We start from the raw sequence: 21133 nt of genomic DNA, 5'->3' as shown, positions 1-21133 counted from the left end.
GGCCGGTTGGGGCCTCGGTATCTGTCGGTGGTGGAGCGGGAGGAGATCTCGCTGGGGTTGGCGCGGGGTGAGACGATCACGGCGATCGCGGCCGGGTTGGGGCGTTCACCGTCGACGGTGTCGCGGGAGATCACCCGTAACGGGGGGCGTGGGGCGTATCGGGCCTTCGCGGCCGAGGCCGCGGCCCGGGCCCGGGCCCGGCGGCCGAAAGAGGCGAAGCTGGCCGGGAACACCGAACTGCGGGAGTGGGTGTCCGACCGGCTTGAGGCGGACTGGTCCCCTGAGCAGATCGCCGGGACACTGGCCGATACCTTCCCCGACCGGCCGCAGATGCGGGTGTCCCACGAAACGATCTACCAGTCGCTCTACGTGCAGGGCCGCGGCGCGTTGCGCCGCGAACTGGTGGCCTGCCTGCGCACCGGGCGCGGCCTGCGTAAACCCCGCCGCCAGGCCCAGGCTCGCCGGCCCCGCATCCCGAACCTGGTGCCCATCAGCCAGCGGCCCGCCGAGGCCGCCGACCGGGCCGTGCCCGGTCACTGGGAGGGCGACCTCATCATCGGCAAGAACAACGCCTCCGCCATCGGCACCCTGGTCGAACGCAACACCCGTTTCTGCCTGCTGCTGCACCTGCCCGAGGGCTACGGCGCACCCCAGGTCCGTGACGCCATGATCACCGCCATCCACACCCTGCCCGACCAGCTACGCCGCTCCCTGACCTGGGACCGCGGCACCGAGATGGCCCACCACACCGACATCACCCTGGCCACCGACCTGGCCATCTACTTCTGCGACCCCCACAGCCCCTGGCAACGCGGCACCAACGAAAACACCAACGGCCTGCTCCGCCAATACTTCCCCAAAGGCACCGACCTGGCCGTCCACACCGCCGAGCACCTCGCCGCCATCGCCACCCGGCTCAACACCCGACCCCGCAAAACCCTCGACTGGGCCACCCCCCAACAAAAACTCAACATGCTACTGTCCTAAATAGATCAAATTGCAACCACCGCATGAATCCGCCGTCCCTTCACAGTCGATTTGACTGTGAAGGGACCCTTCACGGCTTGCCCCAATCCCTCCGGCCCGGGGTGAGGGGCCTGCAATGAGGGTTGTGGGTTGCCGTGAGGGGACCCCTCACGGCCTCGTTGGTGGCTGTAGCGTTCCCCGGTCGCGCAGTGCCCGCAGGATCTCCTCGGCCGCCTGTTCCGGCGAGACCGCGGTGGTGTCCACTCGGATGTCGGGGTCGGGCGGTGGCTCGTACGGTGAGCTGATGCCGGTGAAGTCCGGGAGTCCGCCCGTGCGCGCCTTGCGGTAGAGGCCCTTCGGGTCGCGTTGTTCGGCGACGGCCAGCGGCACGTCGACGTGGACCTCGCAGAACTCGTCCGGTGCGACCAGCGACCGTGCTCTGGCCCGCTCCGCGAGGAACGGCGAGATCAGCGACACCAGCACGACCAGGCCGGCGTCGACCATCAGCGCGGCCACCTCGGCCGCTCTGCGCACGTTCTCCACCCGGTCCGCGGCGCTGAACCCGAGGTCGGCGTTGAGGCCGTGCCGCAGGTTGTCGCCGTCCACCAGGTAGGTGTGGACGCCGTGGGCGTACAGCTTGCGTTCGACGAGGTTCGCGATGGTCGACTTGCCGGCGCCGGACAGCCCCGTGAACCAGATGACGCAGGGGCGGTGCGGGTGCAGCCGGGTGCGCGCCGTCTTGTCGATGTCCAGGTCCTGCCAGTGCACTTCGGCGGACTGCGCACTGGCCTCCTCGACCATCCCGGCGCCCACGGTGAGTCCGCTCAGCCGGTCGATCAGGATGAACCCGCCGGTGCCGTGGCAGTGGGCGTAGCGGTCGAAGCCGGCCGCCGACTCGAGTTCGACCTCGGCGAGCGCGATCTCGTTGAGCGCCAGTTCGGCGGCGGGCAGCCGCTCGCCGGTGTCCACGTCCACCCGGTGGTGCAGCGTGGTGACGCGCACGCCCGCGCGCAGCGTGCCGATCTTGAGCAGGTACTGGCGGCCCGGCAGCATCGGTTCCTCGGCCATCCACACGATCCGCGCGGTGAACCGGCGCCCGGAGTGGGCGCGGTCGTCCGCCGCGCAGAGCAGGTCGCCCCGGCTGACGTCGATGTCGTCGGCGAGCACCACGGTCACCGCTTCGCCGGTGCCCGCGGCGGCCGCTTCGCACCCGGCCGACAGAATCCGGGTGACGCGCGACCGCGACCCGGACGGCAGCACCGCCACCTCGTCGCCCACCTCGATCCGTCCGCCGCAGATCGAGCCGGAGTAGCCGCGGAAGTCCGGGTCCGGCCGTTCGACCCGCTGTACCGGCAGCCGCAGCGGCCCCTCGCCCGCCCGCTGGACCGGCATCTCTTCCAGCAGCCGCAACAGCGGTTTCCCGCGGTACCAGGGCATGTGTTCGCTCGGCCGCACGATGTTGTCGCCGTGCAGCGCCGAAACCGGTACCGCGGACACGTCCTCGATGCCCAGGTTCGCCGCCAGTTCCGCGTACTCGGCGCTGATGCCGTCGAACACCTCCTGCGCGTACCCGGCCAGGTCGAGCTTGTTCACCGCGAGCACCACCCGCCGGATGCCGACCAGTGACACGAGGCGGGTGTGCCTGCGGGTCTGGGTGAGCACGCCCTTGCGCGCGTCCACCAGGATCACCGCGACGTCCGAAGTGGACGCCGCGGTCACCATGTTGCGGGTGTACTGCACGTGGCCGGGGGAGTCGGCCACCACGAAGTGCCGCCGCGGTGTGGTGAGGAACCGGTAGGCCACGTCGATCGTGATGCCCTGTTCCCGCTCGGCTTCCAGGCCGTCCACCAGCAGCGCGAAGTCCAGCTCGCCGCCCCGGGTGCCGAATCGCGACGAGTCCGCGGCCAGCGCCGTGAGCTGGTCGGCGAACAGCGCACGGGACTCGTACAGCAGCCGCCCGATCAGCGTGCTCTTGCCGTCGTCAACGCTGCCGCAGGTGACCAGCCGCAGCCGGTCTGCTTCGGCGTGCGCGCGCAGGAACTCGAGCACGTCGGCGCCGTCGTCCGTGCCGGTTTCGGTCAGCATCAGAAGTACCCCTCGCGCTTCTTGCGCTCCATGGAGCCCGTGGTGTCGTGGTCGATCACCCGGCCGGCGCGCTCGGACGTGGTGGCGGCCGCCAGTTCGGCGATGATCGCCGCGACGGTGTCGGCGGCGCTCTCCACCGCCGCCGTCAACGGGTAGCAGCCGAGCGTGCGGAACCGCACCTTGGCCGGCACGGGGGTTTCACCGGGCGCCAACGGCATCCGGTCGTCGTCGACCATGATCAGGCCGCCGTCGCGTCGCACCACCGGGCGTTCCGCCGCGAAGTACAGGGGCACCACCGGGATGTCCTCCAGGTGCACGTACGCCCAGACGTCCAGCTCCGTCCAGTTCGACAACGGGAAGACCCGCATCGACTCGCCCGGCCCGGTGCGCGCGTTGTAGAGCTGCCACAGCTCCGGCCGCTGCCGCTTCGGGTCCCAGGTGTGCCCGGCGGAACGGAGGGAGAACACCCGCTCCTTCGCCCGCGACTTCTCCTCGTCCCGCCGCGCACCGCCGAAGGCGAGGTCGAACCGGTGTTCGTCCAGCGCCTGCTTGAGCCCCTCGGTCTTCCACAGCCGGGTGTGCAGTTCGGAGCCGTGGGTGAACGGGTTGATGCCGCGGCGTACGCACTCCGGGTTCCGGTGCACCAGCAGTCGCAGCCCGTACTCCTCGGCCACCCGGTCCCGGAAGTCGATCATCTCCCGGAACTTCCACGTGGTGTCGACGTGCAGCAAGGGAAAAGGCACCGGTCCGGGGTGGAAAGCCTTGCGCGCCAAGTGCAGCAGCACCGAGCTGTCCTTGCCGACCGAGTACAGCAGCACGGGGTTCTCCGACTCCGCCACCGCCTCGCGGAAGATGTGGATGCTCTCGGCCTCCAGGCGGCGCAGGTGGCTCAGCACGGCACGGCCCCGGCGAGGTGCGTTGTCGGTTCGCGGTCGCCCACGGTCAGGTCTCCTCCCAGTCGGCCGGCAATCCGGTCACGATGTCCGCGCCGCGTGCGGCGGCAGCGAGTCCGCGATGCCGTGTGTTTCCCCGTTCGCGCCCTGCCGGTCCACTTCGGTGCGCTCGATGCCCGCCGCTTCCGGATTAGTGGTCTGTACCAGCTGGCGTGATCACCCCGCGCCCGTACCGGTTCTCAGCGGCCATGTTCAGACAAGCCTTGAAACTATCCTTCCGTAAACGAGGTGTCAACGTGGCTTCGCTGGTCCGGTCGAACCAGTTGGCCCGTGCGCCGAACGGCCCAGTTCGCAAGTATTGGTCCATTGTGCTGAATGAGATTACCGGGTAGGGGTAGTATGCGTCAGGATCGGTTTTTCGGTAAATGGGGGCCGTAATGGAAACGGGGTCGATCCGGTGTTGTCGCTGACGGCAGCCGGGATACTCGTCGGATTTCTGGTCGGGATGAGCGGGGTGGGCGGCGGCGCTCTGCTCACGCCGCTTCTGGTGCTGGTGTTCGGGCTCCCGCCGACGGCCGCGGTGTCCAGCGATCTGCTCGTCGCCGCTTGCATGAAGCTCACGGGCAGCGTGGTGCACCAGCGGCGTGGCGACGTGCACTGGCAGATCGTCGGCTGGTTGTCGCTCGGTGGCGTTCCGGCCAGTCTCCTCGGCCCGGTGGTGATCCACTACCTCGGCACGGCACCGGTGGTGCAGCAGGTCCTCAACATCCTGTTGGGCGTCATCCTGCTCGCCGTCGCCACCGTGATGGTGGTGGCGCTGTCGAAATGGGACCCGCGCGGGCAGTGGGGGCCGCGGCAGGTCCCGGTGCGCCGGGGGCCGACGCTGCTGCTCGGCGCGGTGACCGGAGTGCTCGTCGGTTTCACGTCCGTCGGATCCGGTTCGGCCGTGGCCGCGTGTCTGCTGCTCGCCTACCCCGCCCTGCGCATGTCGGCGATCGTCGCGACCGACATCGTCCAGGCGCTGCCCATCGTCGTCACCGCGGCGATCGGCCACCTGCTGATCGGCGACTTCCACCTGTCGGTGGCCTGGCCACTGCTGCTCGGCAGCGTGCCCGCGGTCGTGGCCGGCAGCCTGCTGGCCGGCCGGGTCCCCGCGCGGTTCCTGCGCGGCGTGCTGGCCGTGCTGCTCGCGGCGACCGGCACCACCCTGCTCACCCGCGACCCGGCGCTCATCACCTCGGCCGCGGTCGTCGTCGCCGCCACCGCTCTGATCAGCTCCCGGCGGCGAGCCGGTCAGGCCGCCCCTGACGAATCCACGCCGTCCTCGGCGGCGGCATCCGAAGGCAACGGCGTCACCGGCGGGTGACGCCCGGCCCGCCGGCCGTGGTCCGCGGGATGCCGGTCCGGCCGTCACCGAAGGCACGTTCGATATCCGGCCGAAAACGGTGTCTGCCATCATTTCACGGGGGCTTCCGCGATTAATCCGAAATCGATGGCGGCGCGCTCGCGGGTAATTGCCGGGAACGCTGGTTTCGGTCATTTGGACTAGTCCACTGCGGCAGCTGCCCCCTGCGGTACTGCCCTTTCATGGATACCATGGCGAACCGTAAGGTTCGAAGATCGCACACCGTCGGCTGGGGGCAGCGTGACGAAGAAAGTGCCGATCCCTCGCGAGGGCGGCAACGAGGTGAACGATCAGCTGCGGTACCGGGCGCTGGGCCCGCTGAGCGTGCAGCGGGCGGGCCGCGAGCTCGACCTGGGCTGGGTCAAGCAGCAGTCCGTGCTGGCCACGCTGCTGGTCGAAATGAACCGGCCGGTGCCGGTGGCGACGATCATCGAAGCGGTGTGGCACGGACAGCAGATGCCCCGGGACGCGCGCAACGCGGTCCAGACCTATGTGAGCAGGCTGCGCCGGCTGCTGGAACCGTGCCATGGCGTGGGCCGGCCGCACCGGGTGCTGGTCTCCACCGGCTCGGGATACCTGCTCCGGGGCGATCCGGCGCTGGTGGACCTGGAAATGTTCGAGCGGCATCTGGTCACCGCCCGCAAGCGCCACCAGCACGGAGACCTGCCTGCCGCCTGGACGCAACTGGACATGGCGTTCCACCTGTGGCAAGGCCACCCGTTCACCGGGCTCGACGGCCCCGTGGTGGAGGCCCAGCGGCGGAGGTTCGCCGACTTGCGGCTGACGGCCAGGTAGTTGCGCGCGCAGATCCACATCGACCGAGGCCGGACGACCGAGGCGATCGCCGAGCTCACGGATCTGGTGGCGCTGCATCCCGGCCGGGAACATCTGTCGGCACTGCTGATGCTGGCGCTCTACCGCGCCAGCAGGCAGGCCGAGGCGCTGGCGGTCTTCCAGGACGTCCGCCGCAGGCTCGCCGACGAACTGGGCATCGATCCCGGCCCGGAACTGCGGGAACTGCACGAGCGGATCCTGCGCGGCGACGTGGGCATGGCCGGATCCGCCCTGACCAAGCGGTTCGTCCGGCGCAACGATCTCCCCGCCGACGTCATCGATTTCACCGGACGGCAGCAGGAAGTGCTGCGCGTGCTCGGCGACCTGCCGGGCGCCGAGGGCGGGCCGGGCGCCCCGACGGGTGCGGCCACGGTCCAGGTCATCGACGGCATGGCGGGGGTCGGCAAAACGGCGTTGGCCGTGCACCTGGCGCACCGGCTCGCGGGGAACTACCCCGACGCGCAGCTCTATCTCGACCTGCACGGCCACACCTACGGCCGCCGCCCGGTCGATCCGTCGGCGGCCTTGGAAGACCTGCTGCGGGCGCTCAGCGTGCCTGCCGCGGCCATTCCGGACGGTCTGGACGGCAGAGCCGCGCTGTGGCGCGCCGAACTCGCCGGCCGCCGGGTCCTGGTGGTTCTGGACAACGCCTTCGACACCGCTCAGGTACGGCCGCTGCTGCCGGGCACCGCACGGTGCCTGGCGCTGGTCACCAGCCGCCATCGCCTGGCGGAACTCGAAGGCGCCGGGCACCTGTCCCTGGACGTGCTGTCCCCGTCGCAGGCCTGCGCGCTGTTCGCTCGCATAGTCGGCGAGGATCGCGTCGTCGCCGAAAGGGACGCCGTCCAGGAGGTGGTGCGTCTTTGCGGGTACCTTCCGCTGGCGATCAGGAGCGCCGCGGTCAAGCTGCGCAACCGTCCGGTGTGGACGATCGGCTACCTGGCAGGCCGGCTTCGCGAGGGGAAACGACGGCTGGCCGAACTCACCGCGGGCGACCGGGGGGTGACCGCCGCGTTCGGCGTCTCGTACCGCAACCTCACCCGGGAGCAGCAGCGGATGTTCCGGCTCCTGGGCACCTCCCCCTGCCGCGACTTCGACACCGGCACCGCCGCCGGGCTGGCCGGTGTCGGCCTCGAAACCGCCGGGGCGCTGCTCGAAGACCTCGTGGACGCGCACATGCTGCAGGAACCGGTACCCGGTCGCTACCGGTTCCTGGATCTGATGCGGCAGTACGCCGCTTCCCTCGGACGCGGGGTCGAGCCCGAGGGCGGCCAGGAGTCCGTCATCTTCGTCGGCCCGTTTCCGGCGCCGTCCACCTCCTGCCCGCCCTGACGACGCCCGGGCGTGTGTCACAAAAGGCACATCGCGTCCTGGCCGGGGAACAGCTTGCCCACGGTGTGGGTGAAGCAGCTGGCCAGGTTCCCCAGCTGCAGGCGCACCGCCTCGTTCATCGCGGCCACGATCGACGCGCGCTCCTGTTCGAGCCATGCGCGGGGCTCACGCAGCAACTCGTTGAGGTAGTCGCGATCCCAGTGCCACAGCGGCGACACGTCGGCCAGGACGGGCTGGGCATCGCCGACATCGCGCCGGTGCGCCTCCGCGGTGAGCGCGAGCCAGCCACTGAGCACCCGTTCACTGGCGGCCCGCAACTGTGTGCGGGTCTCCTCGCGGAAGGCGTGCTCACGGGCGTGCAACCACAGCAGCTCGTGCAACCGGTACCGCGCGGTGAACCTGCCGGAGCCGACTTCCAGCAGCTGGGCGTCGACGAGTTGCTCGAGCAGGTCCTCGGCGTGGTGCAGATCGGTATTGAGCAGTGCGGCGGCCACCCACGGCTCGAAGTTCGCGGAATCGAGCAGGCCCAGCCTGCGATACAGCAGCGCCGCGTTCGGCCTCAGCAGGCGATAGCTGGGTTCGAAGCTGGTGCGCAGATCGTTGTCCGCATCGAGCTCGTCCAGCCGTCGCCGGTGATCCTTCAGTCGGCTCACCAGGTGTTTGACCGTCCAATGTGGCTTCCTGGCCAGCCTGGTCGCGGAGATCCGCAGTGCCAGCGGCAGGTGGCCGCACAGCTTTCCGAGTTCGGCCACACTTTCCGGCTCGCTGGCCGGCCTGCTGTCGCCGATGGCGACGTCCAGCAGCTCCACGGCCTCCCGCTCGGCCAGGACGCCGAGCCGGACCTGGGTCGTGCCGTGCCCGCCGAGCAGCCTGCCGACCTCGCAGCGTCCGGTGGCCACCACACAGCACCGGCCGCTGCCCGGCAGCAGCGGGAGGATCTGTTCGAGGCCGCGGACGTTGTCCAGGACGACCAGGACGCGCCGTCGGTCGAGGAGGCTGCGGTAGAGGGCCGCGCGCTCGGGGAGTTCTTCCGGGATCCGCTCATCCGGGACCCCGAGGGTCCGCAGGAAGACCTCGAGCACCGCGTGCGGTTCGCGAGGCTGGGCGTGCTCGTCATAGCCGTTGAGGTCGGCGAAAAGCTGACCGTCCGGGAACCGGTGCGCCACGCGATGCGCCCAGTGCAGGGTCAGGACGGTCTTGCCCACCCCGGCCGCACCCATCACGACGCCGACGGCCGGCGCGTTCCCGGTCTCGGCCGACAGCAGCCCGTCGAGGATCTGCAACTCCTGGCGCCGCCCGATGAAACCGGGAAGGTCCGGCGGTAGCTGCGCCGGGGTCACCGCCTCGCCGAACTGGATGCCGAGGTGCGGTAGCAGGGCGAGCGACGGGTCGTCGGCCAGGATCGCGTTGTGCAGTTCCTGCAGCGCCCACCCGGGCTCGATGCCGATTTCCCGGACGAGGTGATCGCGTCCGGCGCGAAAGGTTTCCAGTGCCTCGGCCCGCCGGCCCGCCCGGTACTGCGCGAGCATCAGTTGCGCGCGAACCTGTTCGCGCAACGGGTGTTCCTGCACCATCGCCGCGAGCTCGCTGATCAGGGGGCCGTGCTGGCCCTGTTCGAGCTGCAACGCCGTCCGCATCTCGTAGGCGGTCAGGCGTTCTTCCTCCAGCCGCGCGGCTTCGCTCTCCACCGGGAATCCGGTCACTCCGGTCAGCGCCGGTCCGGACCACAGGCTCAGCGCCCGGCCCAGCAGGTCGGTGGCCTCGGCGATCTGCCCGCGTTCCACCGCGAGGTGCGCGGCCTGCACCGCGGCGGTGAATTCGACCGCGTCGATGCGATGCTCGGCCGAGCGCAGCACATAGCCGGAAGCCGCGGTGACGATCACCTCACCGGGATAGCCCGCGGCCTTGAACGCTTTGCGCAGAGCGGCGATGCAGATCGCGACCTGCGTCCGTCCGGTGGCCGGCGGGCTCCCGTTCCAGACCGCCTCGATCAGGCTGTCGACCGAGATCACCCGATCCGCGGACAGCAGGAGCATGGCCAGGATGGTCCGCTGCCGTGGACTGCCCACCACCACCGGGCGGTCGCCGACCCTGGCCTCGAGCGCGCCTAACAGAAAGAACTCCAATTGGATCGACATTCTTGGTTCCCCAGTTTTTCAGCTTCAACGGGTTTCGTCGCACCGCTTTCTCTTCACCGGCCGCCGGTGGACGGGCTCCCTTCCGCGGCGAAGGAGCTCGCCATGCGTGCCAGCGCGTCGGGGAGCGGTATCCGCGCGGACCATCCGGTCGCGGTGCGGAAGGCCGAGGGATCGGCCACGAAGTCCACCAGGTCGCCGGCGATCGACTCCGCGGGTGGTGCCACGCATTCCACCGGGACCGGCGGTTTTCCGGTCAGTTCCGCCACCGCGGCGGCGATGGCGGTGAACAGGTCGCGCACGGTGACGGCTCGTCCGGTGCCGATCAGCCAGTGCCGCCCTGCCAGCGTGTCCGCGTGGTCGAGCGCGGCGACGAACGCGCTCGCCACGTCGTCCACGCAGATCGGATCGCGCCGGACGCTGCCGTCGTGCCACATGGTGAGCGGCAGGCCGGCGAGCGCGCGGCGCATCATGGTGGCGACCACCCCGCGGTCGAGCGAGCCCGGCACGGCGCCCTGGGTGAACAGGGTGCCCAGCCTGAGGGTGCAGCCGCGGACTACTCCCGCGGCGGTGGCGGCTTCCAGCGCCCGTTCGGCCGCCAGCTTGTGACGGTCGTATTCGGTGATCGGCCGGTCGGGTTCGCTGCCGTCGAGCACCGGCGCGGACGGCCTGCCCACCTGCGAGGTCGACCCGGCGAACACCACAGCGGGCGGTGTGGCGGCCTCCTGTGCCCGGAGCACCTCGATCAGGTCGCGCATCAGGCCCAGGTTCACGCGTTCGGCGGCGCGGTCGTTCTCCGCCGACCGCCATTGCCCCGCCCCGGTGGTGTGCGCGACGAGGTGCACCACCGCGTCGGCACCCGCAACCGCTCGCGCGAGTTCGCCCGGCTCGGTGAGGTCGGCGCGGTGGACCTCCACTTCGGCCCGGGGTGCGGCGGGCACCACCGGTTCCCGCCGCCCGACCAGCCGGAGTCGTCCCGGGCGCGCCGCGAGTTCCCTGGTGATCGCGGTACCGAGCAGGCCCGAGGCGCCGAGCACGACGGTCCTGCGCTCGTCCGCGCTAGCCGATCGCATCGAGATTCCTTGTCAGTTCCTGGCACTGCCGGTAGTCCGGCAGGAGGCCGGCCGCCCGTGCCTCGGCCAAGGTGGGCGCCACCGTGTCCCGCTCGGACATGATCGGGTCGATGCCGGCCGGAATCGGCAGCCCGAGTTCCGGGTCCAGGGCGGACACCGCCAGCTCCCACTCCGGCACGTAGCTCTGCGAGACCAGGTAGCTCATCACCGTGTCGTCCTCGAGCGCGATGAAGGCGTGTCCGACGCCGAGGGGGAAGTAGGACGCGCGGAAGGACTCCTGGTCCATGAGCACGCTGTCCCACCGCCCGAAGGTCGGTGATCCGACCCTGAGGTCGACCACGATGTCGATCGCCCGCCCGCGCACGCAGCACACGTACTTGGCGCCGCCGGGCGGGGTGACGGTGAAATGGACCCCGCGCACCACTCCGCGCCGGGACTTGCTGACGTTCGTCTGCGTCACCGGGAACAGGGGCCTGCCCACCGCGGCGACGAAGGCTTCCTCCTGAAACGGCGAGACGAAATACCCGCGGTCATCGGGATATGCCTTGGGGGTGAATTCGACGGCGCCCTCGACGGCGAGTTCGCGTACTTGCATGGAAGTCTCCTTGGTCACAGGACGGCCTGTGCGCACGCGAGCAGCGTGCGCGCCTCGATGTTCACGTAGTGCCCGTGCCGCAGCAGCGTCATGAGCTGGCGCAGGCTCACCCACCGGAAGTTGTCGGCCACGTCCACGGGGAAGTCCTCGCCCACCTCGATCACCTGGTAGCGCGTCATGGCGTGGTAGAAGCGACCGCCTTCCTCGGAGAGCATCGCGTCGTATCGGGGGCGGCCCAGCCCGCCGAGCGCGATTTCCTTCAGCAGCGGGTGGCCGACCGAGGAAGGGTCCTCACCGGGCAGCAGCTGAACGGTCGGTCCCATTTCGACCATGTCCAGCAGGCCGATCTCCGGCCGGGCCTGCACCAGCAGGTGCGGCACGCCGTTGATCCGGGACAGCACGAAGGCCGCCAGGCCGGGCCCGTGCGGCGCGAGCAGCGGCTGCCGCCACGTCGTGACCTCCCGGTTCCCGGCCGCGACCCGGACCCCGATGATCCGGAAATGCCTGCCGTCGGGGTCGGCGATCTCGTCCTCGGTGCGCCGCCACCCGGACACGTCGCGCAGCGGGACCAGGCGGGTGCTCCAGTCGCAGCGGGTCTTCGCCTCGATCAGCCAGCTCAGGATCTCACCGAGGCCGTGCAGCGCCCGGTCGTCGTCCCGGTCGTCGTCGTGGTCGTGGGGAGCGATGGCGTCCCCGGGCGGTATGCAGGACAACACGGTGCGGGCGTCCATGTTGACCAGGTTGTCGATCCGGAGCAGGTCGTAGACCAGGGGCAGCGGTATCCACCGGTAGTCGTCGGTGACCGGGACCTCCCCGGCGACGTGCACGACCATGTTGCGGTTGCGCTTGCGCCAGTACCACGAGCCCTGCTCGGACTGGATGACGTCGACGAGCACCTCCCCCCGGTCCGCACCCAGGAAGTGCTCCAGATACCGGGTCCGGTGGCCCCGGTGCACCTGCGTGTAGTTGCTGCGAGTGGCCTGCACGGTCGGGGAAAGCTGCAGCGTGTTGATGTTGCCGGGCTCCATCTTCGCCTGCATGAGGCAGTGCAGCACCCCGTCGATCGTCTTGACCACGATGCCGAGCAGGCCGATCTCCGGCTGGTTGATCACCGGCTGGGTGCGCAGGGCCACGCCGCCGGTCTCGGCCTGGAGCCCCTCGATGGTGAAGAACCGGCCGCTGGCATGGCTGAGGTTCCCGGTCGTGGGGTCGAAGCTCCACGGGTCGAGGTCGGCGAAGGGCACCCTGGTCACTTCGAACGTTCCGCTGCGGTGCCGCTGGGCCCACCAGCGCTGGAACTCCTCGGTGTCGGCCAGCACTTCGTTCCGCACGGGCCGGACCACTTCGTCCGGCGATCTCCTTGTTCGCTCGGTCACGCCGCACTTCCTTCACATCGTCGCGAGGACATCGAGCAGCGCGTCGATGACCTTGTCCTGGTCACCGCGCGACAGGGACGGGTACATCGGCAACGAGAAGACCTGCTCCGCCGACCGTTCGGTCACCGGCAGCGCGCCCTGGCCGTAACCGAGATGGGCGAAACCCCGCTGGCGGTGCACCGGCCACGGGTAGCTGATCGACAGCGAAATGCCGCGTTCGCGCAGCGCGGCGAGGATCTTGTCGCGGGCCGGGTGGTGGACGGCGTACAGGTAGTACACGTGGCTGTTGCCGTCGGCGATCCGGGGCAGGACGAGGTCGGTGCCTGCCAGCGCCTCGGCGTAGCGTGCCGCGATCGCCTGGCGTGCCTCGATGTAGGCGTCCAGCCTGCGCAGTTTCCTGCGCAGGATCTCCGCCTGCACCTCGTCGAGCCTGCTGTTGTACCCGGGTGTCTCGACGACGTGGTACACCTGCTCCATGCCGTAGTAGCGCAGCCTGCGGAGATTGGCGTCCACCTGCGCGTCGCCGGTGATCGTCGCGCCACCGTCGCCGTAGGCGCCGAGGACCTTCGTGGGGTAGAAGGAGAAGGCCGCGGCCTCGCCCATCGTTCCGGCGAGCCGGCCCCGGTAGCGTGCGCCGTGGGCTTGGGCGCAGTCTTCGAGCACGGTCAACCCGTGCTTTCCGGCGATTGCGGTCACCGCGTCCATGTCGGCGCACTGGCCGTACAGGTGCACCGGCAGCAGGCACCGGGTCCGGTCGGTGATCGCCGACTCCACCTGTCCGACGTCCATCAGGCAGGTGTCCTCGTGAATGTCCACGAACACCGGGGTCGCACCGACCGCGTCGATGGCCACGACCGTCGGTGCCGCCGTGTTCGAAACGGTGATGACCTCGTCGCCCGGACCGACCCCGATCGCGCGCAGGCCCAGCACGATCGCGTTGGTCCCGTTGTCGACACCGGCACAGTGGGCAATGCCGTGATAGGCGGCGAACTCCTCTTCGAATTGCTTCACGCTCGGCCCGAGCACGAGTTTGCCGGACCGGAAGACGGTGTCCACCGCGTCCAGTATGTCGTCCCGTTCCTGTTCGTATTCGTCCAGATATCCCCATACCAGCTGGGTCATGATCGCAAGTCACCTCCACAGGGCGGCGGCGCACACCCGGCTGCCGGGCAAACCGGCGCGTGCGCTACCCCAGACGTCCGCATCCTGATTTTTTTCAGCCTGACACAAAACGTAGCTTTCACCAGACGAATGCCGGTGTCATGCCGCCTTAGTGGCTGGTCAGCGGACCGGCCGGGCCGCGGGCCCGGGGCACGATATGCAGACGAAAAGGGCACGCCATAGCGTCGTCGGCGGTCGTGGCGTGTCCGGCCGCGCCCGGGCGAGCGACAGAGGGGGCAAAAATGACCGATCCGGTCGACTTTCGTGTCCTTGGGCCGCTCGACGTGCGGGTGGGCGGCAGGCCGGTCGCGGTGAAGGCGCACCGCGAAACGGCCACGCTGGCCGCGTTGTTGTTTCATCCCAACGAAATCGTGTCGACGGGCAGGTTGGCCGCCGCGGTGTGGGACGAGGACCTGCCGGCGAACCCGGCCAACCAGATCGCGATCTGTGTGCTCGCCCTGCGCAGAAGGCTGCGGGCGGCGGGAGCCCCCCGCGAGTTCATCATCACCCGGTCACCGGGCTACCTCATCCGGCTCGAGCCGGGACAGCTGGACACCCTGCGGGTGGAGTCCCACCTCGCGCGCGTACGGGACGCGGACGCCAGGGGAGAGCGGGAGGAGTCGCTGGCGGAGCTGCGTTCGGCCCTGCGGTGCTGGCGCGGGCCGGTACTGCCCGGCCTGGGCGGCCGGTCGCTCGCGCCGGAGATCGTGCGCTGGGAGGAACGCCGGGTGGAGGTGCTCGAACAGTGCGTGCAACGGGATCTGGACCTGGGCAGGCATCGGGCGGTCATCGGCGAGCTGACCGCGATGGTCGCCGACCGGGGCATGCGGGAGCGGCCCCGCGAACAGCTGATGATCGCGCTCTACCGGTCCGGCCGCCGCAGCCAGGCGCTCAGCGTCTACCAGGTCACCAGGAAGCTGTTCCTGGCGGAACTGGGCATCGAGCCGAGCACGCGCCTGTGCCGGCTGCACGACGCGATCCGGGACGGCACGCTGGGCATGGCACCCGGCCTCGCCGACGTGCCGTGAGGGCCGTTCCTCACGGCAGGCCGACCGCGCGAGTGGTCCCCCCCCCCGCCCGTGAGACCCTAGGCGCGAGCGAGACGGCTGACTTCGGATACCGAGGGCAGTACGCGCGGAGCGGGCATGTGGTCGCGGACCCAGGCCGGCACCGTGCGCCGGGAGTAGAAGCGGCGCAGCCAGCGGTTGTTGCCGTCGTATCGCGGGGTGAAGGCCGACCGGCCATGGGCGGCCACGTGGTTGTCGATGAGGATGAGGTCACCCGGTTCCAGCATGATCTCCCGGCGACTGGCGTCGAGCGCGGCGGACAACTCGCGCAGCGCGGTCTTGCCCCGGGAGTCGTGCGAGTAGGTGTTGTCCGCGTCGAACCGCATGAGAAGGCGGTCGTCCTCGCCGGAGATCACCGGATGCGGTGGGCTGGACGGGCGCGCTCCCGAACTGCCGCGGGTGAAGGAGGTGGGGTAGAGGCTGTGGAAGACGGGGCTTCGAAGGATCGCGACGGTCTCCGCGGAAAACCCTTCCGCGGCCTCGCGCACCGACGACAACCGCGACGCGCCGAGGCCGGCGCGATCCTGGCGCAGGCACAGGAGGCCGAGGAAGTCCGGGCGCAGCGGATGGTGCGCGTTCTCGGTGTGGAAACCGAGGTTGCCGGCGCCGGTGTTCTCGATGCGGGTTTCCTCGCCCCGCACCGGATGCACCTCGTGAATCAGGGTGCCGCCCTTTTCGTCGGCGTAGCCGACCGGCGAGCCGAGCAGTCCGGCCACCAGCAGGAGAAATCCGCTGGTGCTGTGGCCGGTGAGAAAACCCGTGGTGTAGGAGTCCGGGGTGGGGGGCAGCGCGTCGATCGGGATACCCCGGATCACCGCGAAACCACGGCGGCCGGAATCCTCGGCGAAGCGCGAGACGAAGGCCGCGAGGCCCGCCGGAACGCCCTCGACGGCGATCGCGGTGTCCTGCGGTGCGGAGGTGAACCGGCAGGCCAGATCGGCGGCCCGCCGGTGGAAGGCGCGCCGTTCGTCGACGGTCAGCGGGTAGCTGGGCATTTCGGTGGCGTTCAACGACACGACGACCTCCAGGAGATACCGGACAACGGCGAAAGTGGTGTCGAAGACGGTAGCGAAGGCGAATTTTGAATCCATTTTGCGAATCGGCCGGATGGTCTCGGGGACGGAGGTGGCCTCGACGCTTCCGGTGGAATGGAGTAAATCGCGACGAAAAGATCCTGAAAACACCGGCGGCCTGATCCGGTTCGGCCGGGCAGCACGGTGCGGACGGTGCTCGCGCCGATAACGGGGTGAAACCGTTGCCGTCTAACGTCCCCTCGGGTGTCTGGCATGGCGAACTGGAGTCTGCACGATGGATGATCAGGCGGGTCGGATGCTCGCGGGACGGAACGGCACGGCACACCGGAACGCCGGGGAAACGCTCCCCGGCCGCATCGAGCGGCAGGTCCGCCGCGATCCCGGCCGCGTGGCGGTGGTCTGCGGCACGGAAAGCCTTTCCTACGGTGAGCTGAACGTCCGGGCGAACCGGCTCGCCCATGCGCTCATCGCGCGCGGCGCGGGCCCGGAAAAGGTCGTGTCGGTGTGTCTGCCGCGATCGGTGGAACTGGTCGTGGCGATGGTGGCCGTGCTCAAGGCGGGCGCGGCGTACCTGCCGATCGACCCGGACTACCCGCCGGAGCGGATCGCCTTCATGCACGAGGACATCCGTGTGGTGGCGCGGATCGACGAGCGCACCTTCGACGAGCCGGCGGGCTACCCGGACACCGATCCGGCCGACGCGGACCGGAGCGCTCCCCTGACCGCCGCCCATCCGGCCTACGTCATCTACACGTCGGGTTCGACCGGACGGCCGAAGGGCGTCGTCGTGCCGCACCACGGTGTCGTCGGCTACCTCGCGCACCTGCACGAGTGCACGGGGCTCGGCCCCGGGGACACCGTGCTGAACCTCGCCTCGGTGTCCTTCGATCCCTCCGTGCGCGACATTTTCGGGCCGTTGACGGCGGGTGCGACGCTGGCCATGGTGCCGCCCGAGGAGGCGAAGGACCCCCGGGCGCTGCTCACCGCGGTGAACCGGCACCGGGTGACCGTGCTGCCCGCGCTGGTGCCGACGATGCTCAGCGCGCTCGCCGACGCGGCCGAGGCCACCGGAACAGCCCCGTCACCCTGGCTGCGGGTGGGCCTGGTGAGCGGCGAGGAGCTGACCCTGGCGCACACCCGGCGCGCCGGTGCGGTGGGCTCCGCCTGGAAGCTGATCAACCAGTACGGCCCCACCGAATGCACGATGGTCGCGACCTGGCACCCGGTCGACGGGGAACGGGGGCCCCGGATCCCGATCGGCAGGCCGATTCCGAACGCCCGGTGCGCGGTGCTCGACGAACGGTTGCGGCCGGTGGCGCCGGGCACCGTGGGGGAGCTGTACCTGGGCGGTGACGAGATCGCCCGCGGCTACGCGGGCCGTCCTGCCCTGACCGCCGGGCGTTTCGTGGCCGATCCCCATGGGGCGCCCGGTTCCCGCATGTACCGCACGGGCGACCTCGTACGGCAGCGGGCCGACGGTGCGCTGGAATTCCACGGCCGGGTCGATGACCAGGTGAAACTGCGGGGCAACCGGGTCGAGCTCGGCGAGATCCAGGCGGTGCTGGCGGAGGTTCCCGGCGTGCTGCAGGCCGCCGTCAGCGTGCGCGAGGACCGCCCCGGCGACCAGCGGCTCGTCGGCTACCTGGTCGGGCGGTTCGAACCGGCCCGGTTGCGCGCGTATCTGCGTGATCGGCTGCCCGCCTACATGATCCCGTCGGCGTTCGTCGCGCTGGACGCGCTTCCGTTGTCGCCGAACGGAAAGCTCGACAGGAAGCGGCTGCCCGCACCGGAGATCACCGGCACCGGGCGGGCGCCGGAGTCGGAGCGGGAACGGATCCTGTGCGAGCTGTTCGCCGACGTGCTGGGAGCCGGTCAGGTCGGCGCGGACGACGACTTCTTCGCGCTGGGTGGCCATTCCCTGCTGGTGTTCCGCCTGATCAGCCGCATCCGGTCGGTCCTGGGGGCCGAAGTGCGGCCGCAAGCGGTGTTCGAGGCACCGTCCCCGGCCGCGCTGCTGGACCGGCTCGAGGGCGAAAGCGGCGCGCGCCGGGCGATCAGCCGGGCGAAGCGGCCGGAGCTGGTGCCGCTTTCGCTGGCGCAGCGCAGGTTGTGGTTCCTGCACCGGTTCGACGGGCCGAATCCGGCCTACAACGTCGTCTGGGCGGTGCGGATCTCGGGCGAGCTGGACCGGGCGGCGCTGAGCGGCGCGCTCGGCGATGTGCTGGCGCGCCACGAATCGCTGCGCACGGTGTTCTTCGAACGCGACGGCGAGCCCTACCAGCTGGTTCTGGGCATGGAAAGCGCCCGGCCGGAACTGTCTCTTGTCGACGTGGACGAGGCCGGGCTGGACGGAGCGGTCGCCGCGGCCGCCGCGCAGCCCTTCGACCTCGCCGTCGACATCCCGTTGCGGATGACCTTGTTCTCGGTGGGCGAGCGCGAGCAGGTGCTCCTGGTGGTCATGCATCACATCGCCGCCGACGGCGGTTCGATCGTTCCGCTGGTACGCGATCTGTCGTCGGCGTATGGCGCCCGCCGGGCCGGGCAGCGGCCCGACTTGCCGGCGCCTCGCATCCAGTACGCGGATTTCGCGCTGTGGCAGCGAGAGCACCTCGGCGGGACGGACGGGGACGACCCGGGCCCGGTCGCCGGGCAGCTGGAGTACTGGCGTCGTACGCTCGACGGTTCTCCCGAGCTGCTGGAACTCCCCACCGACCGGCCCCGCCCCGCGGAAGCGGGCTTCCAGGGCGACCGCGTCCGGTTCGCTCTGGACGGCCCGGAATACCGGCAGTTGCTCGGACTCGCCAGGGAAACGGGCACGACGGTGTTCATGGTCGTGCACGCGGCGCTCGCGGCGCTGCTGACCCGGCTGGGATCGGGTACGGACATCCCGGTCGGCACCGTGCTCGCCGGCCGCGACGACGAGACGCTCGACGACGTCATCGGGTTCTTCGTGAACACGGTGGTCCTTCGCACCGACACCTCGGGGGATCCGAGCTTCCGTGCGTTGCTGCGAAGGGTGCGGGAGACCGACCTGGCCGCATACGCCCATCAGGACGTCCCCTTCGAACGGCTGGTGGAAGCGCTCAACCCGGCGCGGTCGGTGTCCCACACACCACTGTTCCAGGTGATTCTCACCTACGACAGCGGCGCCGGCGTCCGGCCGGACTTTTCCGGGCTGTCCGTCGAACCCTATCTCGCGGGCTCGCGCACGACGAAGTTCGATCTGTCCTTCTTCGTCTGGGAGACCGCCACCGCCGTCGAGGGCTATCTCGACTACGCGACCGATCTGTTCGAGGCCGTGACGGCCGAGGAACTCGTGGCCCGGCTGGTGCGTCTGCTGCGCGGGGCGCTGGCGGAGCCGGACGCGCGGATCAGCAGTCTGGACCTGCTCTCCGGCGCCGAACGGCACGAGGTGCTGGTGGCGTGCAACGAAACCGGCATCGACGTACCCGACGCCGTGCTGCCGCAGCTGTTCGCCGCCCAGGTGCGCCGGGCGCCCGGCGCCCCCGCGGTGGTGTTCGAGGACGAGACCCTGACCTACGCCGAACTCGACGCCCGCGCGAACAGGCTGGCCAGGATGCTGGTGCGGGCCGGAGTCGGGCCGGAGCGGTTCGTCGCGGTCGCGCTGCCGAAATCGACCGATCTCGTGGTGGCCATGCTGGCGGTGCTCAAGGCGGGCGCGGCCTACCTGGCCGTCGACCTGAGCTATCCGCGGGAGCGGATCGCGTTCACGCTCACCGACCTCGATCCGGCGCTGGTACTCACCGGCACCGAGGTCGCCGGTGAGCTCCCGGTCGACGGAAACCTCGTCGTGCTGGACGATCCGCACACGGTGGCGGTGCTCGACGCGCTGTCGGGTGAAGACGTCACCGACGACGAGCGCACCCATGCCCTGCGGCCGCACAACCCGGCATTCGCGATCTACACCTCGGGCTCGACCGGGCGCCCGAAGGGAGTCGTGGTCGAGCACCATTCGCTGAACCAGTACCTGGCCTGGGCGCGCGACGCCTACCCCGGCGTCGCCGGGCGTTCGCTGGTGCACTCGTCGGTGTCGTTCGACCTGACGGTGACCGGGTTGTACGCCACCCTGACCGCCGGCGGATGCGTCCACCTGATCGACCTCGACGAGAACGCCGCGCGCAAGAACCCGGTGCGGCCCACCTTCGTCAAGGCGACGCCGAGCCATCTGCCGCTGCTGATCGCCCTGCCGGGGCGGTTCTCGCCCACCGAGCAGCTCGTGCTCGGCGGTGAGCCGCTGCTCGGCGAGGTGCTCGACGAATGGCGGGCCCGGCATCCTGGCGTCACCGTCCTCAACGAGTACGGGCCGACCGAGACGACCGTCGGGTGCATGGAATGCCGGATCCTGCCGGGCGAGACGGTCCCGCCCGGGGTGGTGACCCTCGGCTACCCGAGCTGGAACACGCGGATGTATGTGCTGGACGCGGCGCTGCAACCGGTGCCACCGGGTGTGGCCGGAGAGATCTACATCGCCGGTGAGCTCGTCACCCGTGGCTACCACCGGCGGCCCGCGCTGACCGCCGCGCGCTACGTGGCCAACCCCTTCGGTCCGCCGGGCTCGCGCATGTACCGCTCCGGGGACCTGGGCCGGCGGTCCCGCGACGGCAGGCTGGAATTCCTCGCGCGGGTCGACGACCAGGTGAAGGTCCGGGGATTCCGGATCGAGCTCGGTGAGATCGAGGCCGTGCTCGGCCAGGATCAGGCGGTGGCGCACGTCGCGGTGATCGTGCGCGAGGACCGGCCCGGCGACCGGCGGCTGGTCGCCTACTTCGTCCCGGCGGAAAGCACCCCGGCGGCGGTGGACACGGCGGCGCTGCGCGCCCGCTGTGCGCGGTATCTGCCGGAATACATGGTGCCGTCGGCGTTCGTGCCGATGGACGTGCTGCCGCTCACACCGAACCGGAAACTGGACCGGCGGTCGCTGCCGGTTCCGGTGTACGAAGGTGACGCCTCAGGCCGCTCGCCGCGCTCCGCACAGGAGGAGATCCTGTGCGGGCTGTTCGCCGAGGCGCTCGGAATACCGGCGGTGGGCATCGACGACAACTTCTTCGCGCTGGGCGGGCATTCCCTGCTCGCTGTCCGGCTGATCAGCCGGATCCGCTCCACCTTCGACGCGGAGCTGTCCCTTCGGGTGCTGTTCGAGTCGCCCACCGTGGTGT

Annotated in this window: 12 protein-coding genes and 1 pseudogene; 5 read left to right on the top strand and 8 right to left on the bottom strand. The window is 70.2% G+C overall.

The features are described from left to right. Positions 1 to 987 (top strand): IS30 family transposase (locus FNH05_RS10280; protein ID WP_425458433.1); only part of this gene is annotated, 987 nt, incomplete at its 5' end. Between the two features lie 147 nt (positions 988 to 1134). Here the strand turns inward: FNH05_RS10280 and cysN are convergent. Both cysN and cysD read right to left on the bottom strand, forming a co-directional pair. Further along, positions 1135 to 3051, bottom strand: coding sequence for a sulfate adenylyltransferase subunit CysN (gene cysN / locus FNH05_RS10275; RefSeq protein WP_144587115.1), 1917 nt, complete (start codon positions 3049 to 3051; stop codon positions 1135 to 1137). Further along, on the bottom strand, positions 3051 to 3947 hold the full coding sequence (cysD, locus tag FNH05_RS10270) for a sulfate adenylyltransferase subunit CysD (protein WP_144587114.1): 897 nt from the start codon (positions 3945 to 3947) through the stop codon (positions 3051 to 3053). Before cysD ends, cysN begins: the two co-directional genes overlap by 1 nt. Before the next feature lie 454 nt (positions 3948 to 4401). Between cysD and FNH05_RS10265 the strand changes: the two genes are divergently transcribed. Together FNH05_RS10265 and FNH05_RS40150 are read left to right on the top strand one after the other, a co-directional pair. Beyond that, on the top strand, positions 4402 to 5310 hold the full coding sequence (locus FNH05_RS10265) for a sulfite exporter TauE/SafE family protein (RefSeq protein WP_144587113.1): 909 nt from the start codon (positions 4402 to 4404) through the stop codon (positions 5308 to 5310). Between the two features lie 279 nt (positions 5311 to 5589). Further along, positions 5590 to 7515: pseudogene (locus FNH05_RS40150) on the top strand (AfsR/SARP family transcriptional regulator). A 17-nt stretch (positions 7516 to 7532) separates the two neighbouring features. Here FNH05_RS40150 and FNH05_RS10250 read toward each other — a convergent pair. Genes FNH05_RS10250 through FNH05_RS10230 form a run of 5 tightly spaced genes read right to left on the bottom strand, consistent with a single transcriptional unit; the run spans position 7533 to position 13816 of the window. Continuing rightward, the gene (locus tag FNH05_RS10250; RefSeq protein WP_144587110.1) at positions 7533 to 9653 is read right to left on the bottom strand and encodes an AfsR/SARP family transcriptional regulator; all 2121 of its coding nucleotides are present in this window, start codon (positions 9651 to 9653) and stop codon (positions 7533 to 7535) included. Between the two features lie 53 nt (positions 9654 to 9706). Then, positions 9707 to 10723: an NAD-dependent epimerase/dehydratase family protein gene (locus tag FNH05_RS10245; RefSeq protein ID WP_144587109.1), complete on the bottom strand. Its 1017-nt coding sequence runs from the start codon at positions 10721 to 10723 to the stop codon at positions 9707 to 9709. Then, on the bottom strand, positions 10710 to 11318 hold the full coding sequence (locus FNH05_RS10240) for a dTDP-4-dehydrorhamnose 3,5-epimerase family protein (protein WP_144587108.1): 609 nt from the start codon (positions 11316 to 11318) through the stop codon (positions 10710 to 10712). The genes FNH05_RS10245 and FNH05_RS10240 overlap by 14 nt, the downstream gene beginning before the upstream one ends. A gap of 14 nt (positions 11319 to 11332) precedes the next feature. Further along, the gene (locus FNH05_RS10235; RefSeq protein WP_144587107.1) at positions 11333 to 12694 is read right to left on the bottom strand and encodes an NDP-hexose 2,3-dehydratase family protein; all 1362 of its coding nucleotides are present in this window, start codon (positions 12692 to 12694) and stop codon (positions 11333 to 11335) included. A gap of 12 nt (positions 12695 to 12706) precedes the next feature. Then, positions 12707 to 13816 carry a DegT/DnrJ/EryC1/StrS family aminotransferase gene (locus FNH05_RS10230; protein ID WP_144587106.1) on the bottom strand — a complete coding sequence of 370 codons (1110 nt, stop codon included), beginning with the start codon at positions 13814 to 13816 and terminating at the stop codon, positions 12707 to 12709. A 281-nt stretch (positions 13817 to 14097) separates the two neighbouring features. On the opposite strand from FNH05_RS10230, the gene FNH05_RS10225 reads away from it, so the two are divergent. Beyond that, positions 14098 to 14883 (top strand): AfsR/SARP family transcriptional regulator, encoded by a 786-nt coding sequence (locus FNH05_RS10225; RefSeq protein ID WP_144587105.1) that lies wholly within the window; start codon positions 14098 to 14100, stop codon positions 14881 to 14883. Positions 14884 to 14942: 59 nt separating this feature from the next. Here FNH05_RS10225 and FNH05_RS10220 read toward each other — a convergent pair whose 3' ends face one another. Beyond that, the gene (locus FNH05_RS10220) at positions 14943 to 16013 is read right to left on the bottom strand and encodes a TauD/TfdA family dioxygenase (RefSeq protein ID WP_144587104.1); all 1071 of its coding nucleotides are present in this window, start codon (positions 16011 to 16013) and stop codon (positions 14943 to 14945) included. Positions 16014 to 16230: 217 nt separating this feature from the next. On the opposite strand from FNH05_RS10220, the gene FNH05_RS10215 reads away from it, so the two are divergent. Next, a partial coding sequence (locus tag FNH05_RS10215) for a non-ribosomal peptide synthetase (RefSeq protein WP_144587103.1) occupies positions 16231 to 21133 on the top strand: 4903 nt, incomplete at its 3' end.

This window comes from Amycolatopsis rhizosphaerae (assembly GCF_007713715.1).
GTDB classification, from domain to species: Bacteria; Actinomycetota; Actinomycetes; order Mycobacteriales; family Pseudonocardiaceae; genus Amycolatopsis_E; species Amycolatopsis_E rhizosphaerae.
Note: the sequence above shows the minus strand (reverse complement) of the source record. Positions and strands in the feature narration are given on the sequence as shown.

What these genes read in the sequence shown, in the direction of transcription:
- cysN (WP_144587115.1), bottom strand. Translation starts at nt 3,051, where the DNA reads ATGCTGACCGAAACCGGCACGGACGACGGCGCCGACGTGCTCGAGTTC.
- FNH05_RS10250 (WP_144587110.1), bottom strand. Translation starts at nt 9,653, where the DNA reads ATGTCGATCCAATTGGAGTTCTTTCTGTTAGGCGCGCTCGAGGCCAGG.
- FNH05_RS10245 (WP_144587109.1), bottom strand. Translation starts at nt 10,723, where the DNA reads ATGCGATCGGCTAGCGCGGACGAGCGCAGGACCGTCGTGCTCGGCGCC.
- FNH05_RS10240 (WP_144587108.1), bottom strand. Translation starts at nt 11,318, where the DNA reads ATGCAAGTACGCGAACTCGCCGTCGAGGGCGCCGTCGAATTCACCCCC.
- FNH05_RS10230 (WP_144587106.1), bottom strand. Translation starts at nt 13,816, where the DNA reads ATGACCCAGCTGGTATGGGGATATCTGGACGAATACGAACAGGAACGG.
- FNH05_RS10225 (WP_144587105.1), top strand. Translation starts at nt 14,098, where the DNA reads ATGACCGATCCGGTCGACTTTCGTGTCCTTGGGCCGCTCGACGTGCGG.
- FNH05_RS10220 (WP_144587104.1), bottom strand. Translation starts at nt 16,013, where the DNA reads ATGGATTCAAAATTCGCCTTCGCTACCGTCTTCGACACCACTTTCGCC.